The following is a 15,794-nucleotide window of genomic DNA, read 5'->3' as shown; positions in this document are numbered from 1 at the left end:
TCCGGCGGCGCCACCATCGCGCTCCGACCGCGGGACGTGGACACCGCGTTAAGCAAGCTTCTACCAAGATTGGGGCGCAAGACAGCACGATCCAGCGGAGACAGGTGCGGCGTAAGGCTGCCACGATTTCGCGGGATCAAGGCCACGAACGCTCAGGAGTTCCATGCCATGGCGAACCAGCCACAGGCGACGCGTCGCTTCCGGCTCCGCGACATCGTCGAGGACCGGCGGATCGCGCTCATGCTGGCACTCGGATTCTCGTCCGGACTGCCGCTGCTCCTGGTGCTGGGGACGTTCACGCTCCGCCTCGCCTTCTCGGACATCGACGTGCGGGCGATCGGCCTGTTCAGCTACGTGGCGCTGCCCTACTCGCTGAAGTTCCTCTGGGCGCCCGCGATCGACCGCCTGAACGTGCCGGTGCTGAGCGCCCGGCTCGGGCGCCGCCGCGCCTGGATGGTGACGACGCAGGCCGCGGTCGCCCTGTGCCTGATCCTGATGGCCTTCTCGGACCCGAAGACCAACCTCGCCCTCCTCGGGCTCGGGGCCTTCCTGGTGGCGTTCTGCGCGGCGAGCCAGGACGTCGTGATCGACGGTTGGCGCATCGACGCCGCCGGCAGCGACTTCCAGGGCATCCTGGCGGCGACCTCGAACCTCGGCTACCGCCTCGGCCTGATCAGCGCCGGCGCGGGCGCGCTGTTCATCGCCTCCGCGGGGGGCTGGACGCTGGCCTACCTGATCATGGCCGCCCTCATGCTGGTCGGGATGATCGCCGCCCTGCTGGCCCCGGCCTTCGACAGACCGCGCGCGGCCCCCGCCGAGACGCCCGGCCGGTCCCGGTTCTGGTCGATGCGCCGCGCCATCCTGGAGCCGCTGACCGAGCTGCACGGCCGGTTCGGCGGCGCGCTCTGGGGCATCCTCCTGCTCGTGGCCCTGTTCCGGCTGCCCGACTTCCTGTCGGGCGTCATGGCGAGCCCGCTCTACCGGACGCTGGGCTTCGACCTGAAGGAGATCGCCACCGTCACCAAGCTCTACGGCATCTGGGTCGGCATCGCGGGCGGCTTCGCGGGCGGCTGGGCGCTCGCCCGCTTCGGCCTGTTCCCGACGCTACTGCTGGGCGCCTTCCTGGCCGCCGCCTCCCACCTCGCCTTCGCGTGGCTGGCGGCCGGCGCGCCCGAGATCTGGCGCCTGACCGTGGCCATCTCGATCGAGAACTTCTGCGGCTCCTTCGCGGGGATCGTGCTGATCGCCTACATGTCGAGCCTCACCAGCCCGGCCTACGCGGCGACGCAGTACGCGCTGTTCTCCTCGCTCTACGCGCTGCCGGGCAAGCTGATCGCGGGCTCGTCGGGCTTCGTGGTCGCGGCGATCGGCTACCCGGCCTTCTTCGTCATGACCTCCCTCGTGGGAATCCCCGTCCTCGTGCTCTGCCTCGCGGTCGGGCGCCGGAGCGGTCGGGTGGAGGCCGCGGCCCCGGCGCGGGACGCCCAGGAGCCGGGGAACCGCATCCCGGGGCCCGAGCTTCCTACCACGGCGCGCGCCCCCGGGGCCGCGTGAGCGGGACAGATCCAGGGATCGACGGATGAGCACGAGCGACCTCACCCGCGCCGGCGAGACGCTGCCGGCCGAGACGCCAGAGATAGCGCTGAGCGACGCGGACCTCGCCGCCCTGCGCCGCGCCGTGCAGGTGCTAGAGCGTCCGAGCCTCGCGGCGCGGCTCTCCGCGGCGGCCGGCGCGCCCCTCGACATCATCGGCCGATCGCTGCCGACCCCGGTCACCGAGGCCGTCAGCCGCAGCACCGAGGTGGCCATGCGGGGCGCGCTGCGCGTCGCGCTGGCGACGCTGCCGCGCAAGGAACTCGTCCCCGCCGAGGGCGAGGGTCTCGGCGCCGTCGCCGCGAAGGCCGAGAGCCGTCTCGCGCGGCTGCTCGGCTCGGGCGACGCCAAGCACAGAGCGATGGCGGCGCTCTCGGGCGCGGTCGGCGGCGCGTTCGGCCTCGCGACGCTGGCGGTCGAGCTGCCGGTCTCGACCACGCTGATGCTGCGCTCGATCGCCGAGATCGCCCGGGAGGAGGGGGAGGATCTCGAGACCCCCGAAGGCGCGCTCGCCTGCGTGCAGGTCTTCGCCCTCGGCGGCCGGGCCATGGCGGAGACCGAGGCGGGCTCGGCGCTCACCGAGAGCGGCTACTTCGCGGTCCGCGCCGCGCTGGCCAAGACCCTGTCGGAGGCGGCGCGCTACGCCGGGAGCAAGACGCTCCTCGACCAGTCGGCGCCGGCGCTGATCCGCTTCACCGCCCAGATCGCCGCGCGCTTCGGTCTGGTCGTCTCCCAGAAGGTCGCCGCGCAGGCGGTGCCGATCCTCGGCGCCTTCGGCGGCGCGGCGGTCAACACCGCCTTCATGAACCACTTCCAATCGACCGCGCGGGCGCATTTCACCGTGCGGCGCCTGGAGCGCGCCTACGGGGCCGCCGCGGTGCGGGCCGCCTACGAGGTCGAGAAGGCGGCCCTCGGGATCGCTTGATCCGCCCGCGGTAAAGCCGCAAGGATCCGCGCCATCCGCACGGGGCGGAGGCACGGAGGCGGTCCTGATCGGCAACGGCGAGATGGTGGCCCGGCTGGCGCTGGCGGCGCTGTTCGGCAGTGTGGTCGGCCTGGAGCGCGAGCGGCTGCTCTGGGCGGCCGGCCTGCGGACCCATATGCTGGTCTGCGTCGGCTCCTGCCTGATCATGCTAGTCTCGGCCTTCGGCTTCGCCGACGTGCTGGGCGCCGAGCACGTCGTCCTCGACCCGTCCCGGATCGCCGCGCAGGTCGTCTCCGGCATCGGCTTCCTCGGCGCGGGGACGATCCTGCTGCGGGGCGAAGTCGTGAAGGGCCTCACTACGGCCGCGAGCCTCTGGGGTGTGGCGGCGATCGGGCTGGCGATCGGCAGCGGCCTCTACGTGCCGGCCCTCGCCGCGACGGCGCTCATCGTCGGCATCCTGGCCGGCGTGAAGCCCTTCGAGGAGCGCTGGCGCGACCGGATGCGCGCCCAGACGCTGCGGCTGACCGCCAAGCGCGGCACCATGTCGATCGACACCCTCCAGGCGGCGACCGGCGAGCGTGCCTCGCGCGTCCGGACCTTCACGGTCCATCCGGGCCCCGACCCGGACCTCGACGAGGTCACCGTCACCTTCGTGCGCCTGTCGCGGACGAGCTTCGAGACCATCGCGGCGAAGCTGCGGGCGATGCCGGACGTCACCTCCGTCGACGTGGCGGAGAGCTGACGGCGGGTGATGCGGTGCGAGCCGCCGCCGGGGCTCAGAGCGCCCCGGCGCCCTCGCCGTCGAGGAACAGGCGGTAGGCCGGGTTCTCGGTCTCGTCGGTGGCCGGGTAGCCGAGCGCCTCGATCACGGCGTCGAAGCGGGCGCGCTCGGCCGGCGGCACCGCGATCCCGGCGAGCACCCGGCCGTAATCGGCGCCGTGGTTGCGGTAGTGGAACAGCGTGATGTCGAAGTCCGGGCCCAGCGCTTCGAGGAACTTCATCAGCGCGCCCGGCCGCTCCGGGAACTGGAAGCGGAACAGGCGCTCGTGCGCCACCCCCACGGCCCGGCCGCCGACCATGTAGCGGACATGGACCTTGGCCATCTCGTTGTCGCTCATGTCGAGGACGCGGTAGCCGGCGTCGCGCAGGGAGCCGATCAGCGCCTGCTTCTCGCGCTTGCCGCCGCCGACGTTGATGCCCACGAAGATCTGCGCCTCGGAGCCCGGGGCGTGGCGGTAGTTGAACTCGGTGACGGCGCGCGGGCCGAGGGCCTGGATGAAGGCGCGATAGGCGCCCGGACGTTCCGGGATCGTCACGCCGATCAGGACCTCGCGCTGCTCGCCGATCTCGGCGCGCTCGGCGATGTGGCGCAGGCGGTCGAAGTTCAGGTTCGCCCCCGACGAGATGGCGATCAGCGTGCCGTCGCCGCCCTCGCGCTCCGCGTAGAGCTTGGCGCCGGCGAGGCTCAGCGCCCCGGAGGGCTCGGACACCGCGCGGGTGTCGTCGAAGATGTCCTTGACCGCGGCGCACATGGCGTCGGTGTCCACGGTGATGACCTCGTCGAGATGCTCGCGGCAGAGCCGGAAGGTCTCCTCGCCGGCCTGCCGCACGGCGACGCCGTCGGCGAACAGGCCGACGCTCGGCAGGCTGACCCGGGTGTCGGCCGCGAGCGCGGCGGCCATGCAGGCGGCGTCCTCGGGCTCGACGCCGATCACCTTGGTGCCGGGCCTCAGGTACTTCACGAAGGTCGCGATCCCGGCGGCCAGCCCGCCGCCGCCCACCGGCACGAAGATCGCCTCGATCGGTCCGGTATGCTGCTCCAGGATCTCCTTGCCGATGGTGCCCTGGCCGGCGATCACGTCCGGATCGTCGAAGGGGTGCAGGAAGGTCAGGCCCTGCTCGGCCTCGAGGATCTTGGCCTGCGCCAGGGCCTCGTCGAAGGCGTCGCCGTGCAGCACGACCTCGGCCCCGCGCGCCCGGCAGGCATCGACCTTGATCGAGGGGGTGGTGCGCGGCATCACGATGACGGCCCGCGCGCCGAGCTTGGCGGCGGCGAGGGCGACGCCCTGGGCGTGGTTGCCCGCCGAGGCGCAGACGACGCCGCGGGCGATCTGGTCGGGGTGCAGGCCCGACATCTTGTTGTAGGCGCCGCGCAGCTTGAACGAGAAAACCGGCTGGAGATCCTCGCGCTTGAGCAGGACCGGCCGGCCGAGCCGCTGCGTCAGGCGCGGCATCGGATCGAGGGGGCTCTCGATCGCGACGTCGTAGACGCGGGCGGTGAGGATCTTGCGGATGTAGTCCGTCACGGTGTGCAGTCTCGGCCGATGCGCGGGGCGATGCCGGCCAGATAGACCCTCCGGCCCGCGGATGCGAGCGCGCCCCGCGCGCGGCAGGTCAGCCGAGACGGTCCACCAGCGCCGCCACCCAGACGAGCAGCGCCGCCATCTGCGCCATGAACGTGCCGGCGGAGGCGAGGTCCTTCACGGTCCCGATCATCGGGTGATGGCCCGGATGGACGTGGTCGCAGAGCTTCTCGACGGCGGTGTTCAGGAACTCCGCGGCCAGCATCAGCAGCAGGCTGACCATCAGGGCGACGCGCACCCAGAGCGTCGCGCCGAGGAACAGCGCGACCGGGATCCCGAGCGCCAGGAGCACGAGTTCCTGGCGCACGGCCCGCTCGGTGCGCGCGCCGTGGCGCAGGCCGCGCCAGGAATTGAGGAAGGCGAGGACCAGGGCGTTCATCGGATGGCGGCCTCCGGCACGGACCGGCTGATCCACTTGGCGAGCAGCGGGCCGGTGAGCAGCACCACGAACAGGCGCAGGGTCTGGACGGCCAGCACGAAGGAGACGTCCGCCTTCGAGCCGACCGCGATGATCGCCACCGAGTCGAGGCCGCCGGGGCTCGTGGCGAGGATGGCGGTCAGCAGGTCGATGGGCAGCAGGAGGGTCAGTCCCCAGCCCCACGCCGCGCAGAGGGCGATGACCGAGAAGGTCGCCGCCAGGATGCCCGGCAGGGCGGTGACGGTCAGGCGCAGCGTCTCACGGGTGAAGCGCAGCCCCACGTAGATCCCGATGCAGGCGTAGGCGAGTTCGAGGAGCGGCACCGGCAGCGCCATCCGGACGAGCCCGGTAGCGTGGAGCAGGCTGCCCAGCACCATCGGCCCGATCTGCGCGCCGGCCGGAACCCGCAGGGCGAGCGCCGCGCCCGCGCCGACGGCGGCGACAACGAGCGTCGCCAGCAGCGAGAGCGGACCGGTGACCTCGCCGGCGCCGGCCGACGCCCCCGGGACCGGGGCCTCCATCAGGAAGCGGGCGGCCAGCGAGGCCGAGAACACCACGGCGGCGACGCGCACGTACTGCATGAAGGCGACGAGGCGCGGATCGGCGCCGAAATCCTCGGCCATCGCCACCATGGCGGAGGCGCCGCCGGGGGACGAGCCCCAGGCCGCGGTGGTCCCGGGGAGCACGCGCAGGCGGGTCAGGATCCAGCCGACGAGGCCGCTGACCGCGACGGTGACCAGCACGACCGCGACGATGAGCGGCCCGTCCTCCATCAGGGTCTGGGCGATCTGCCCGGTGACGGCGTGCGCGACGAGGCAGCCGATCGCCGCCTGGGAGGCCTGGAACGCGGGCCGCGGGACGCGCAGGCGCGAACCGCCGACGCCGAAGGCGATGGCCGCGATCATCGGCCCGAGCAGCAGCGCGGCCGGGAACTGCGCCTGCATCAGGCCGTACGACACGGCCGCCGACGCGGCGGCGAGGGCGGCCCAGAGGCCGAGGGTGCGGAGAGGGGGCAAGGCGACCGATCGGGAGAGGCCCGCTTCAGCCGGCAGGCGTCAGGCGCGCGCTATACCGCAATATTGGCCCTGTCACGGCAGAGTTTCGGCACGGCGCCCCCGCGCGGAACTCAGGGCTCGCGCGTGAGGGCCGCGAAGGCGGCGTCGAGGCGCGCCCGGGCATCGGCCAGGCCCTTGCGGCGGGCGTCGAGCCAGTCGCGGTCGGTCCGCAGCCGCGCCTGCGCGGCGCCCAGCATCCGCCGGACCTCCGCGGGCTGCGGGCCGCCTAGCCCCTTCGCGGCGTCGATCATGCCGCGGGCCGACAGCGCCGCCCGGAAGCGGGCCTCGTCGAGGGGCAGGTCCGGCTTCAGCCCCGACCCCGCCGCGGCCTCGGCGTAGATGCGCCGCACCTCCGGGAAGGGCAGGTCGGCCGGGCGCAGGTCGTGGCTGCGGCCGTAGCTCACGAGCTCGGACGCGAAGTGGTGGCCGAGCCGGAACGGCACGTCGGCCTGGCGCTGGAGCGTGTCGGCGAGCTCGGTGGTGGTGGAGTAGTCCGCCGCGACCTCGTCGGCGGCGCGCGCCCGGTCCACGACCAGCCCGTCGAGGACGCGCGTCCAGCGCCGGCACATCTCGGCGGCCTCGGCCAGGGTCCGCCCCGGCGGCTCGGCCTGGTTGCGCTTGTAGTCCGGCATGCCGGAATCGACGTTGTGCGCCATGACGACGAAGGCCTGGGCGGCCCCCACGACGTCGCTGGCCTTCATGCGCAGGCTGTAGAGCGCGACGGGGTTGCGCTTCTGCGGCATGATGCTGCTCGGCCCGGTGAGCGCGCCCTCCCGCAGCAGGATCCAGGGCCGGGTCTGGTGGTACTGCGCGTAGAGATCCTGCGCGAAGCTGCCGGCCGTGGTGGCGAGGTTCGCCGCGAGCCCGGTCAGCTCGAGCCCCATGTCCATGGGCGCGAGCTGGCCGGAATCGTAGCTGTTCTCCACCGGCGCGTCGAAGCCGAGTAGCGCTGCCAGCCTCTCGCGATCCACCGGGAAGCTCGACGTGCCGAGGGCGGCCGCGCCCAGGGGCGACAGGTTCAGCCGCGCCCAGGTCTCCCGGAGGCGGTCGGCATCGCGGGCGAGGACGGATGCGTAGCCCAGGTAGACGTGGCCGAGCGTCGTCGGCTGGGCCTGCACCCCGTTGGTGTAGGCCGGGACGATCGTGTCGGCCTCGCGCTCGGCCACTGCCAGCAGGGCCGCCCGGGTCTCGTCGAGCGCCTTGGCCAGGTTCAGGAGCCGGTCGCGCTGCTCGAGCTTCAGCACCGTCGGGATGATGTCCTGGCGGCTGCGCCCGGAATGCATCCGCGTGGCGTCGGCCCCCGCGATGGCGGTGATCAGCGGCTCGATCCGCAGGTAATCGTCCGGCCGCTCGGCGCCCGGCTTGGCGGCGTCGGCGGCGACCTGGTCGAGGGTGCGGGCGACGGTCGCGCCCAGCGCCCGCGGCACGATGCCGGTCTCCACCGTCATCACCAGGGAGGCGCGGTTGATCTGGTCGATCCGGGCGAAGCTGTCCTTCGGCTCGGCGCGCGCGCCCGCGGGGATCAGCAGCGCCAGTACGGCCCAGACCATCGTGCTCCGCATCGAGCCGCTCCCTGTCGTCACCCGTCCTGATAGACCGGTCGCGGCTCCTCTTCCTATTCACAACCGCTCAAGGTGGGCGTCCGCGGCGGCTCAGGCGACGGCCTCGCCGTCGCGGCAGGCGGCCGTGCCCGCTGGCGCGTGCGCCCGGAAGAAGGCGGCCAGGCTCGCGAGGCCGGCGGTCCGCGGATCGCTCGCGCGCCAGACCAGCGCGATGGTCCGACCGGGACCGTCGACGTCGAAGGCGCGGGTGACCGTCAGGCCGCTGGGATCGGGGCTCGCCGGCACCGCCAGGGCCGGGAGCAGCGTGTATCCGGCGCCCGCCGCCACCATCGAACGGAGCGTCTCCAGGCTGGTCGCGTGGCGGCCGACCGAGGAGCCGGCGCCGCAGGCCGCGATCGTCTGGTCGCGCAGGCAGTTGCCCTCGTCGAGGAGCAGCAGGTCCGGCCCAGCGATCTCGTTGGCGGAGAGCGCGCCGCCCCGGGCGAGGGTGTGCTCGGCCGGGCAGGCGAGCCAGAACGGCTCGACGAACAGCGGCGAGACCGCGAGCCCGTGCGAGGGCAGCGGCAGCGAGACCAGGGCCGCGTCGATGCGCCCGTCGCGCAGCCCCTCGACGATGTCGGCCGTGCGCGATTCGGACAGCGAGAGCATCAGCAGCGGGTACTGCTCGCGCAGGGGCCGCAGCACCAGCGGGAAGAAATAGGGGCCGAGCGTCTGGATCGCCGCCAGCACGAGACGCCCGGTGAGCGGCGAGCCGCGGCCCTCGCTGGCCAGCGCCAGGAGCCGCTGCGCCTCCGCCAGGACGACCCGCGCCTGCCTGACGATGGCCTGGCCCGCCTCGGTGAGCAGGATCCGCCGGTTCGAGCGCTCGAACAAAGTCAGGCCGAGCGCGGTTTCCAGCTTACGGACCTGCACGCTCAGCGTCGGCTGGCTGACGTTGCAGCGCTCGGCGGCCCGGCCGAAATGCCCCTCGTCGGCGACGGCGACGACGTATTCGAGATCGCGGAGGGAGAGGCCGGCCAGATTCATAGGCTGCGTCTATCAGAACCTTTGTGACGATGCATTTGCCTCGGGGTCACGCCCCGGTCATAACCCTTCACCAGAACGGTTCCAGGCTGACTCCGATGTCCACCGAGAGCCTTCGCAGTACGGAGAGACGGTACGCATGAGCGATCAACGCCCGATCCTGACCACCCGCCAGGGCCATCCGGTCCGCGACAACCAGAGCACCCGCACGGTCGGTGAGCGGGGCCCGGCCACGCTCGAGAACTACCAGTTCATCGAGAAGATCACGCATTTCGACCGCGAGCGGATCCCGGAGCGCGTCGTCCACGCCCGCGGCGCCGGCGCCCACGGCTGGTTCGAGGCCTACGGCAAGATCGGCGACGAGCCGGCCTCCAAGTACACCCGCGCCCGGGTGCTGAACGAGACCGGCGTGAAGACGCCGATGTTCGTGCGCTTCTCGACGGTCGCCGGCGCCAAGGAGAGCCCGGAGACCGAGCGCGATCCGCGCGGCTTCGCGGTCAAGTTCAAGACCGTCGACGGCAACTGGGACCTCGTGGGCAACAACCTCAAGGTCTTCTTCATCCGCGACGCGATCAAGTTCCCCGACATGATCCACGCGTTCAAGCCGGACCCGGTGACGAACCGGCAGGAGGCGTGGCGCTTCTTCGACTTCGTGGCCCAGCACCCCGAGTCGATCCACATGGTGACGCACCTGAAGTCGCCCTGGGGCATCCCGGCCAATTACCGCGAGATGGAAGGCTCGGGCGTCAACACCTACAAGCTGGTCAACGACCAGGGTGAGGCGGTGCTCTGCAAGTTCCACTGGGAGCCGAAGCAGGGCGTGCGCAACCTGACCTCGCAGCAGGCTTCCGAGATCCAGGCCAAGGATGTCGGCCACGCGACCCGCGACCTCTACGACAACATCAAGGCCGGCAATTTCCCCGAGTGGGAATTCTGCGTCCAGATCATGCCGGATGGCCCGAACGACCACCTGTCGTTCGACCCGCTGGACGACACGAAGCTGTGGCCGGTGGACCAGTTCCCGCTGCTGCCGGTGGGCCGCATGGTGCTCGACCGCGTGCCGGACAACTTCTTCGCCGAGGTCGAGCAGTCGGCCTTCGGGACCGGCGTGCTGGTCGACGGCATCGACTTCTCGGACGACAAGATGTTGCAGGGGCGGACGCTGTCCTACTCGGACACGCAGCGCTACCGCGTCGGCGCCAACTACCTCCAGCTGCCGATCAACGCGCCGCAGCCCGGCGTGAAGGTCTACTCGAACCAGCGCGACGGTCAGATGGCCTACACGGTCGACGGCACCGGCCCGAACAAGCACATCAACTACGAGCCGTCGACGCTGGCCGAGGGCCTGCGCGAGGCGCCGAAGCCCGCCAAGGACTACCACCAGCCGGTGGAGGGCCGCCTCGGCCGCTACCAGACCTCGCGGACCGAGGACGACTACACCCAAGCCGGCGTCCGGTACCGCTCGTTCCAGGATTGGGAGCGTGACGACCTGATCGCCAACCTCGTGGCCGACATGAAGCAGTGCCCCGAGCCGATCCAGCTGCGGATGGTCTGGCACTTCTGGCACGCCGACGAGGATTACGGCCGCCGCGTCGCCGAAGGCGCCGGGATCGATCTGGAGAAGGCCAAGGCCCTGCCGCCGCTGCCGGGTCGCGCCGCCCCGGGCAAGCGCCTGCAGTCCGAGACCCTGACCGACGGCTCGCAGGCGCACCGGGTCGCCGCCGAGTAAGCCTCGCGCGCGCGCTCATCGACACAGCCCCGCGCGGTCACCCGGCCGCGCGGGGTTCTCGTTTGCGGAACGGACGGGGGCGAAGATGGCGAGTGTCGTGCACCGCGGGCCCGGCCCGAACGCCGTCATCGGCGGCATGCGGGTCTCCTATCTCGCGCGCAGCGACGAGACCGGCGACGGCCTCGGCATCTACCGCGTCGCGATGGATCCCCGGACGCCGGGCGCGGGACTGCATCGCCACGCCCGGCTGACCGAGACCTTCTCGGTCGAGGCGGGCCGGCTCGCCCTGCACGTCGACGGTGCGGATCACGACCTCGGACCCGGCGACTTCGCGCTGATCCCGCCCGGCGTCGCGCACGCCTTCGCCAATCGCGGCGACCGCACGGTGCGCTTCACGCTGAGCTTCGCGCCGGCGCTCGGCCGCGAGGGCTTCTTCGAGGGTCTGGCCCGCCTCGCAGCGGAGGGACGGCTCGGCGACGCCGCCGCGATGACCGACCTGATGGCCCGCTACGATCAGGAACCGCTGGCCGGGTTCGCCGGCTGGAGTTCGGTCAGCGGCTGAGCGGCCGGATCCCGCGGCTCGGGTTCGGCCGCGCTGACCTTCCGGTCGCGTCCGGCGGCGAGCCCGATCAGGATCGCCGCGACGGTGATGCCGACGAACAGGGCGCCTGGCACGGCCCAGCCGCCGGTCGCCTCGTGGGCGAGACCGAAGACCAGCGGCCCCAGCGCGGCGCAGGTGTAGCCGATGCCCTGCGCCATGGCCGAGAGGCCGGCGGCGCTCGCCGCGTCCGCGGCGCGCAGCACGATCAGGGTCAGGCCCAGCCCGAAGCAGCCGCCGATCCCGAAGCCCAGCGCGCAGGCGGCGGGGATCCGCAGAGAATCCGCCCCGAAGGCGAGGACCACGAAGGCGGCGGCCGTCAGGCCGGGTATCACGACGATCCAGGCGCGCTGGTCCCGGGCGCGGGCCGCCAGCATGGCAACGAGCAGGGCGCCCGGCGCCTGAACCAGCGTCGCCAGCGAGGCGTAGAGCCCGGCATTCAGCGGCGTCAGCCCGCGGCCCTGCAGCAGCAGCGGCAGCCAGCCGAACAGGATGTAGGCGAGCGAGGATTGCAGGCCCATGAAGCCCGTCACCCACCACGCGAGCGGGTTGCGGAGCAGCCGCCCGGCGGAGGGCGCGGCGGTCGAGGCGGTCCGGCGGGCGAACGGGATCCACACGAAGGCCGCCACCAGCGCGGGCAGCGACCAGATCGCCAGGGCGGAGGGCCAGCCGCCCCCGAGGGCGTGCTCCACCGGCACCGAGGCCCCGGCGCCCGCGGCCGCGCCGAGGCACAGGGTCATCGTGTAGAGGCCGGTCATCAGGCCGCCGTTGCCGGCGAAATCGCGCTTCACCAGCGCCGGCAGCAGGACGTTGTCGAGCCCGATCCCGATGGCCGCGAGCGCCGTGCCGGCGAAGAGCGGCACGAGGCCGCCGAGACCGCGGAGCGTCAGGCCGGCGACGAGGATGGTCGAGCCGGCGAGCACGGCGAGGTCGGGCCCGATCCGGCGGATCAGCGGCGCGGCCAGCGCGCAGGCGATGCCGAGGCACAGGACCGGCAGCGTCGTGAGGATGGCGGCGCCGCCGGCGCCGAGCCCCGTGCCGTCCCGGATCGTCGCCAGCAGGGGGCCGACCGTGCTCAGCGCCGGGCGCAGGTTGAACGCGACCAGCATCAGCGCGAGGCCGAGCAGGAACCGGTTGGCGGTCGCCCGGTCCGCGCTCACGGGCGCCGCCGCGCGATCACGGCCCCGCCGAGGCAGGCGGCCAGCATCAGCGCGAAGGCGGCGTCGCCGAACTGACCGTAGAGCGTGCCGCCGACGATGCGGGCGGGCAGGTCGGCGTCGAGCCAGGTCTCGGTGTCGAGCGCGGTGCGGGCGACGACGCGGCCGTGCGGGTCGATCACCGCGGAGATCCCGGTATTGGCGTCGCGCACGAGCGGCAGACCCTCCTCGACGGCGCGCAGGCGCGCCTGCGCCAGGTGCTGGCGCGGCCCCGGCGTGTCGCCGAACCACGCGTCGTTGGTGACGTTCAGGATCAGCCCCGGCGGCTGCGGGGACGGCGCGGCGTGCCCGGCGGGCAGGATCGCGCCCGGGAAGATCGCCTCGTAGCAGATCGTCGCCGCGACCGGCGGCAGGCCCGGCACCGTCAGGATCCGCTGCCCGGCGAGCGTCCCGGCCGAGAACCCGCCGGGGATCGCCACGAACTGGCGCAGCCCCACGGCCCGCAGGGCGGCGTCGAGAGGCGCGGGGAGGTACTCCCCGAACGGGACGAGGTGGACCTTGTCGTAGCTGTCGGAGATCCGGCCGTCCGGGCCGATCACCAGGACGGCGTTGTAGAAGCGCAGGCGCTCGCCCGGCAGCGGCTCCTCGGCGCGGGCCGCCCCGGTGATCAGGTGCTGCCCGGGCTTGAGGCCGGCCGCCACCTTGGCCAGGGCGTCGGGGTCGCGCTGGATCAGGAACGGGAAGGCCGATTCCGGCCAGACGATGTGGGTCGGCTCCGGCGCACCGGCCTCCGTCGGGCGCTGGCTCAGCTCGATGTAGCGGTCGACGATGTCGGCCCGGTTCTCGGGCCTGAACTTGGCGTCCTGGGGCAGGTTGGGCTGGACGAGCCGCAGCCGGACACCCGCGACCACCGGGTCGGGCGGACCGAGCCGCTCGGCCCCGTAGAGCGCCAGGCCGGCGAGCACGATCGCGGCGGCGACGCTCGGCCCGAACCGGGCGCGCGGATGCGCGCCGGTGGCGAGCGTCGCGGGCGCCGCGCAGACCAGCGCGGCCAGGATGCACAGGCCGTAGAGCCCGATCGCCGCCGCCCCCTGCATCAGCCAGAGGTTCTGGGCCAGCGCCATCCCGAGGGTGTTCCAGGGGAACCCCGTGAACAGGTGGCCGCGCAGCCAGTCGGCCGCGCCGAGCCCGAAGGCCAGGGCGGCGATCCGCGCCGCGCCCCGCCCCCAGAGCAGGCCCGCGGCGCCGAAACCGGCGCCGTAGAACAGGCCGAGGACGAAGGGCAGGCCGATCACGCCGAGCGGCAGGGCCCAGAGGAACTCGTCGGCCTCGACCAGGAAGGCCTGGCCCAGCCACCAGAGACCGGCGGTGAGGTAGCCGAAGCCCCAGGCCCAGCCGATGAGGAAGCAGGGCGCGAACCGCCGGAGTGTCGTCCGGCCGGCGGCCGCCCCGTCCTGCAGCCAGACCGCGATTGTCAGGGAAACTGCGAGGGCCGGGAGGAGCCCGTAGGGCGGCATCGCCAGCGCGCCCAGGGCGCCGGCGAGCCACGCCAGCCCGAGCCGGCGCCAGCCGGTCAGGCGCGCGATCGCCAGCACCGCGCCGGGGACGCGCGCCCGCTCCGGATCGGACATGGGACCCGGGATCGGCCCGCGCATCGGTGCGCCGGCCGCCGCGGGCGACCGGGCGAAACCGTCCACCAGACCCGTCACGCCGCGACCGTCACGGGTGCGGCGTCTCGGCGACCGGGGCGTTCGCGGGCGGCGGCAGGGCGAGCGGCACGACGTTGCCGATGCGCGCCGCGCCCTTGTGGAACCGGAGCCGCTTCAGGCGGCGCGGATCGGCGTCGAGCACCTCGAACTCGAGGTCCCCGGGGCCGGCGATCAGCTCGCCGCGCGACGGGACGCGGCCCGCCAGCGTCACGATCATGCCGCCCAGCGTGTCGATCTCCTCGGCCATCTCGCCGACGGCCGCGACGAGGTCGACGCCCGTCACCTCGGAGACCTCGGCCAGCGGCGTGCGCGCGTCGGCCACGAAGACCTCGCCCTCGCCCTCGACGCGCTGGACGTACTTGTCCTCGGCAACGTCGTGCTCGTCCTCGATATCGCCGACCACGACCTCGATCAGATCCTCGATGGAGATCAGCCCGTCGGTGCCGCCGTACTCGTCGATGACCAGCGCCATGTGGGTGCGGGTCGCCTGCATCCGCACCAGCAGGTCGATCGCCGGCATGGAGGGCGGCACGAACAGGACCGGCCGCTGGATGCGCGCCGCCGCCAGCGTGGTCGTCAGGTCGACCTTGCCGAGGTCCAGGCCGCGCGGCAGGCGCGACGCCGGCCGGCGCGGGCGCGGCGCGGCCGGCGCGTCCGCCGCGCCGTCGGCCGCGACCTCGGCGGGCTTCGAGACGGCGGGCGCGCTGCGCCGGGCCGGCTCGGCCTTGGCGGCGATGTGGTCGACGAGGTCGCGGATGTGGACCATGCCGCGGGGATCGTCGAGGGTCTCGCCGTAGACCGGCAGCCGGGAATGGCCGGCCGTGCGGAACAGCTTGAGCAACTCGCCGAGGCTCGTGTCGTTCGAGACGGCGACGATGTCGGCCCGGGGGACCATCACGTCGTCGACGCGCACCTTGTGCAGGCCGAGGACGTTCTTGAGCATGACGCGCTCGAGCGGGGTGAGGCCGCTCTCGCCGGCGTCCGGCTCCGCCAGCGCCTCCTCAAGACCCTCGCGCAGCGAATCGCGCGGCTTGAGATGGAGCGCCTGGAGCAGGCGGTCGTACCAGGGCTCCCGGTGCTGGGACTCGCCCTCGGTGGAACTGGGCGCGGCCAGGGCCGCGCCGCGACTTCGATCGTTGCTCATGTCTCTCGGGTCTGGGGTCGCTCGGACGTCGCGCGCTCAGGCATAGGGATCCGGGATGCCGAGGGTCGCGAGTGCCGCGACCTCGAGGGCTTCCATGGCATCGGCCTCGGCCTCGCCGATCTCGTGGTCCTGACCGAGACAATGCAGGGTGCCATGGACGAGGAGGTGGGCGAGGTGATTCTGGAGCGGCTTCGACTGCTCCGCACTCTCGCGCACCAGGGTCTCGTACGCAAGGACCACGTCGCCGAGGGGCGCGGCGGTCCCGGCATGCCGCGGCTGCGGGGCGGCCGGGAAGGACAGGACGTTGGTGGGCTTGTCCTTGCCGCGCCAGGTCCTGTTGAGTTCCTGGACGGCGGCGTCGTCGGTTAGCAGGACGCTGACCTCGACGGGACCGTCCGGCCTCCCGGGGGCGACGGCGAGCCCGGCCTCGACGGCGCGGGTGACGAGGGCCTCGAGATCCGGAACCGCCGTCTCCCAGCGCGCGTCCTCGACGGCGAGGTCGATCTCGTGGGGCATGG

At 73.1% G+C, this 15,794-nt stretch carries 14 protein-coding genes; 5 read left to right on the top strand and 9 right to left on the bottom strand.

Translation table 11 applies throughout. The annotated features are described in order from the left end of the window. Nucleotides 1-168: 168 nt before the first annotated feature. The 3 genes from ACX9MN_RS02715 to ACX9MN_RS02705 all read left to right on the top strand — a co-directional run bounded on the left by ACX9MN_RS02715 (nt 169) and on the right by ACX9MN_RS02705 (nt 3,260). Nucleotides 169-1,554, top strand: coding sequence for an AmpG family muropeptide MFS transporter (locus ACX9MN_RS02715; protein WP_056522528.1), 1,386 nt, complete (start codon nt 169-171; stop codon nt 1,552-1,554). 25 nt (nt 1,555-1,579) lie between these two features. Beyond that, entirely contained in the window at nt 1,580-2,518 is a 939-nt protein-coding gene (locus tag ACX9MN_RS02710; RefSeq protein WP_489723640.1) for an EcsC family protein, read from the top strand. A gap of 82 nt (nt 2,519-2,600) precedes the next feature. Then, nucleotides 2,601-3,260, top strand: a complete 660-nt coding sequence (locus ACX9MN_RS02705) for an MgtC/SapB family protein (protein ID WP_020093479.1) — start codon at nt 2,601-2,603, stop codon at nt 3,258-3,260. 34 nt (nt 3,261-3,294) lie between these two features. Here the strand turns inward: ACX9MN_RS02705 and ilvA are convergent, their stop codons facing one another. The 5 genes from ilvA to ACX9MN_RS02680 all read right to left on the bottom strand — a co-directional run bounded on the left by ilvA (nt 3,295) and on the right by ACX9MN_RS02680 (nt 8,942). Then, on the bottom strand, nt 3,295-4,911 hold the full coding sequence (gene ilvA, locus ACX9MN_RS02700; protein WP_331299481.1) for a threonine ammonia-lyase, biosynthetic: 1,617 nt from the start codon (nt 4,909-4,911) through the stop codon (nt 3,295-3,297). Between the two features lies 1 nt (nt 4,912). After that, a complete protein-coding gene (locus tag ACX9MN_RS02695; RefSeq protein WP_020093477.1) occupies nt 4,913-5,260 on the bottom strand; it encodes a diacylglycerol kinase in 348 nt (115 codons plus the stop codon). Continuing rightward, complete coding sequence (locus ACX9MN_RS02690; RefSeq protein WP_100252193.1) at nt 5,257-6,315, bottom strand: AbrB family transcriptional regulator; 1,059 nt, start codon at nt 6,313-6,315, stop codon at nt 5,257-5,259. The genes ACX9MN_RS02695 and ACX9MN_RS02690 overlap by 4 nt, the downstream gene beginning before the upstream one ends. 110 nt (nt 6,316-6,425) lie before the next feature. Next, nucleotides 6,426-7,916: an argininosuccinate lyase gene (locus tag ACX9MN_RS02685; protein WP_100252192.1), complete on the bottom strand. Its 1,491-nt coding sequence runs from the start codon at nt 7,914-7,916 to the stop codon at nt 6,426-6,428. Nucleotides 7,917-8,006: 90 nt separating this feature from the next. After that, the gene (locus ACX9MN_RS02680) at nt 8,007-8,942 is read right to left on the bottom strand and encodes a LysR substrate-binding domain-containing protein (protein WP_100252191.1); all 936 of its coding nucleotides are present in this window, start codon (nt 8,940-8,942) and stop codon (nt 8,007-8,009) included. A 136-nt stretch (nt 8,943-9,078) separates the two neighbouring features. Between ACX9MN_RS02680 and ACX9MN_RS02675 the strand changes: the two genes are divergently transcribed. Together ACX9MN_RS02675 and ACX9MN_RS02670 are read left to right on the top strand one after the other, a co-directional pair. After that, entirely contained in the window at nt 9,079-10,668 is a 1,590-nt protein-coding gene (locus ACX9MN_RS02675; protein ID WP_020093473.1) for a catalase, read from the top strand. An 85-nt stretch (nt 10,669-10,753) separates the two neighbouring features. Further along, entirely contained in the window at nt 10,754-11,230 is a 477-nt protein-coding gene (locus ACX9MN_RS02670) for a cupin domain-containing protein (protein WP_091977050.1), read from the top strand. On the opposite strand, the gene ACX9MN_RS02665 is transcribed toward ACX9MN_RS02670, so the two are convergent. The 4 genes from ACX9MN_RS02665 to ybeY all read right to left on the bottom strand — a co-directional run bounded on the left by ACX9MN_RS02665 (nt 11,182) and on the right by ybeY (nt 15,792). Next, complete coding sequence (locus ACX9MN_RS02665; RefSeq protein ID WP_100252190.1) at nt 11,182-12,426, bottom strand: MFS transporter; 1,245 nt, start codon at nt 12,424-12,426, stop codon at nt 11,182-11,184. The two genes, ACX9MN_RS02670 and ACX9MN_RS02665, sit on opposite strands and share 49 nt — an antisense overlap. After that, nucleotides 12,423-14,054 carry an apolipoprotein N-acyltransferase gene (gene lnt / locus ACX9MN_RS02660; RefSeq protein WP_244534924.1) on the bottom strand — a complete coding sequence of 544 codons (1,632 nt, stop codon included), beginning with the start codon at nt 14,052-14,054 and terminating at the stop codon, nt 12,423-12,425. The genes ACX9MN_RS02665 and lnt overlap by 4 nt, the downstream gene beginning before the upstream one ends. Before the next feature lie 88 nt (nt 14,055-14,142). Further along, on the bottom strand, nt 14,143-15,276 hold the full coding sequence (locus ACX9MN_RS02655; protein WP_020093469.1) for a hemolysin family protein: 1,134 nt from the start codon (nt 15,274-15,276) through the stop codon (nt 14,143-14,145). Nucleotides 15,277-15,312: 36 nt separating this feature from the next. After that, the gene (gene ybeY / locus ACX9MN_RS02650) at nt 15,313-15,792 is read right to left on the bottom strand and encodes an rRNA maturation RNase YbeY (protein WP_100252188.1); all 480 of its coding nucleotides are present in this window, start codon (nt 15,790-15,792) and stop codon (nt 15,313-15,315) included. Between the last annotated feature and the right edge of the window lie 2 nt (nt 15,793-15,794).

Source organism: Methylobacterium sp. 1A (assembly GCF_058072805.1).
This window is presented reverse-complemented; position numbering and strand designations above follow the sequence as displayed.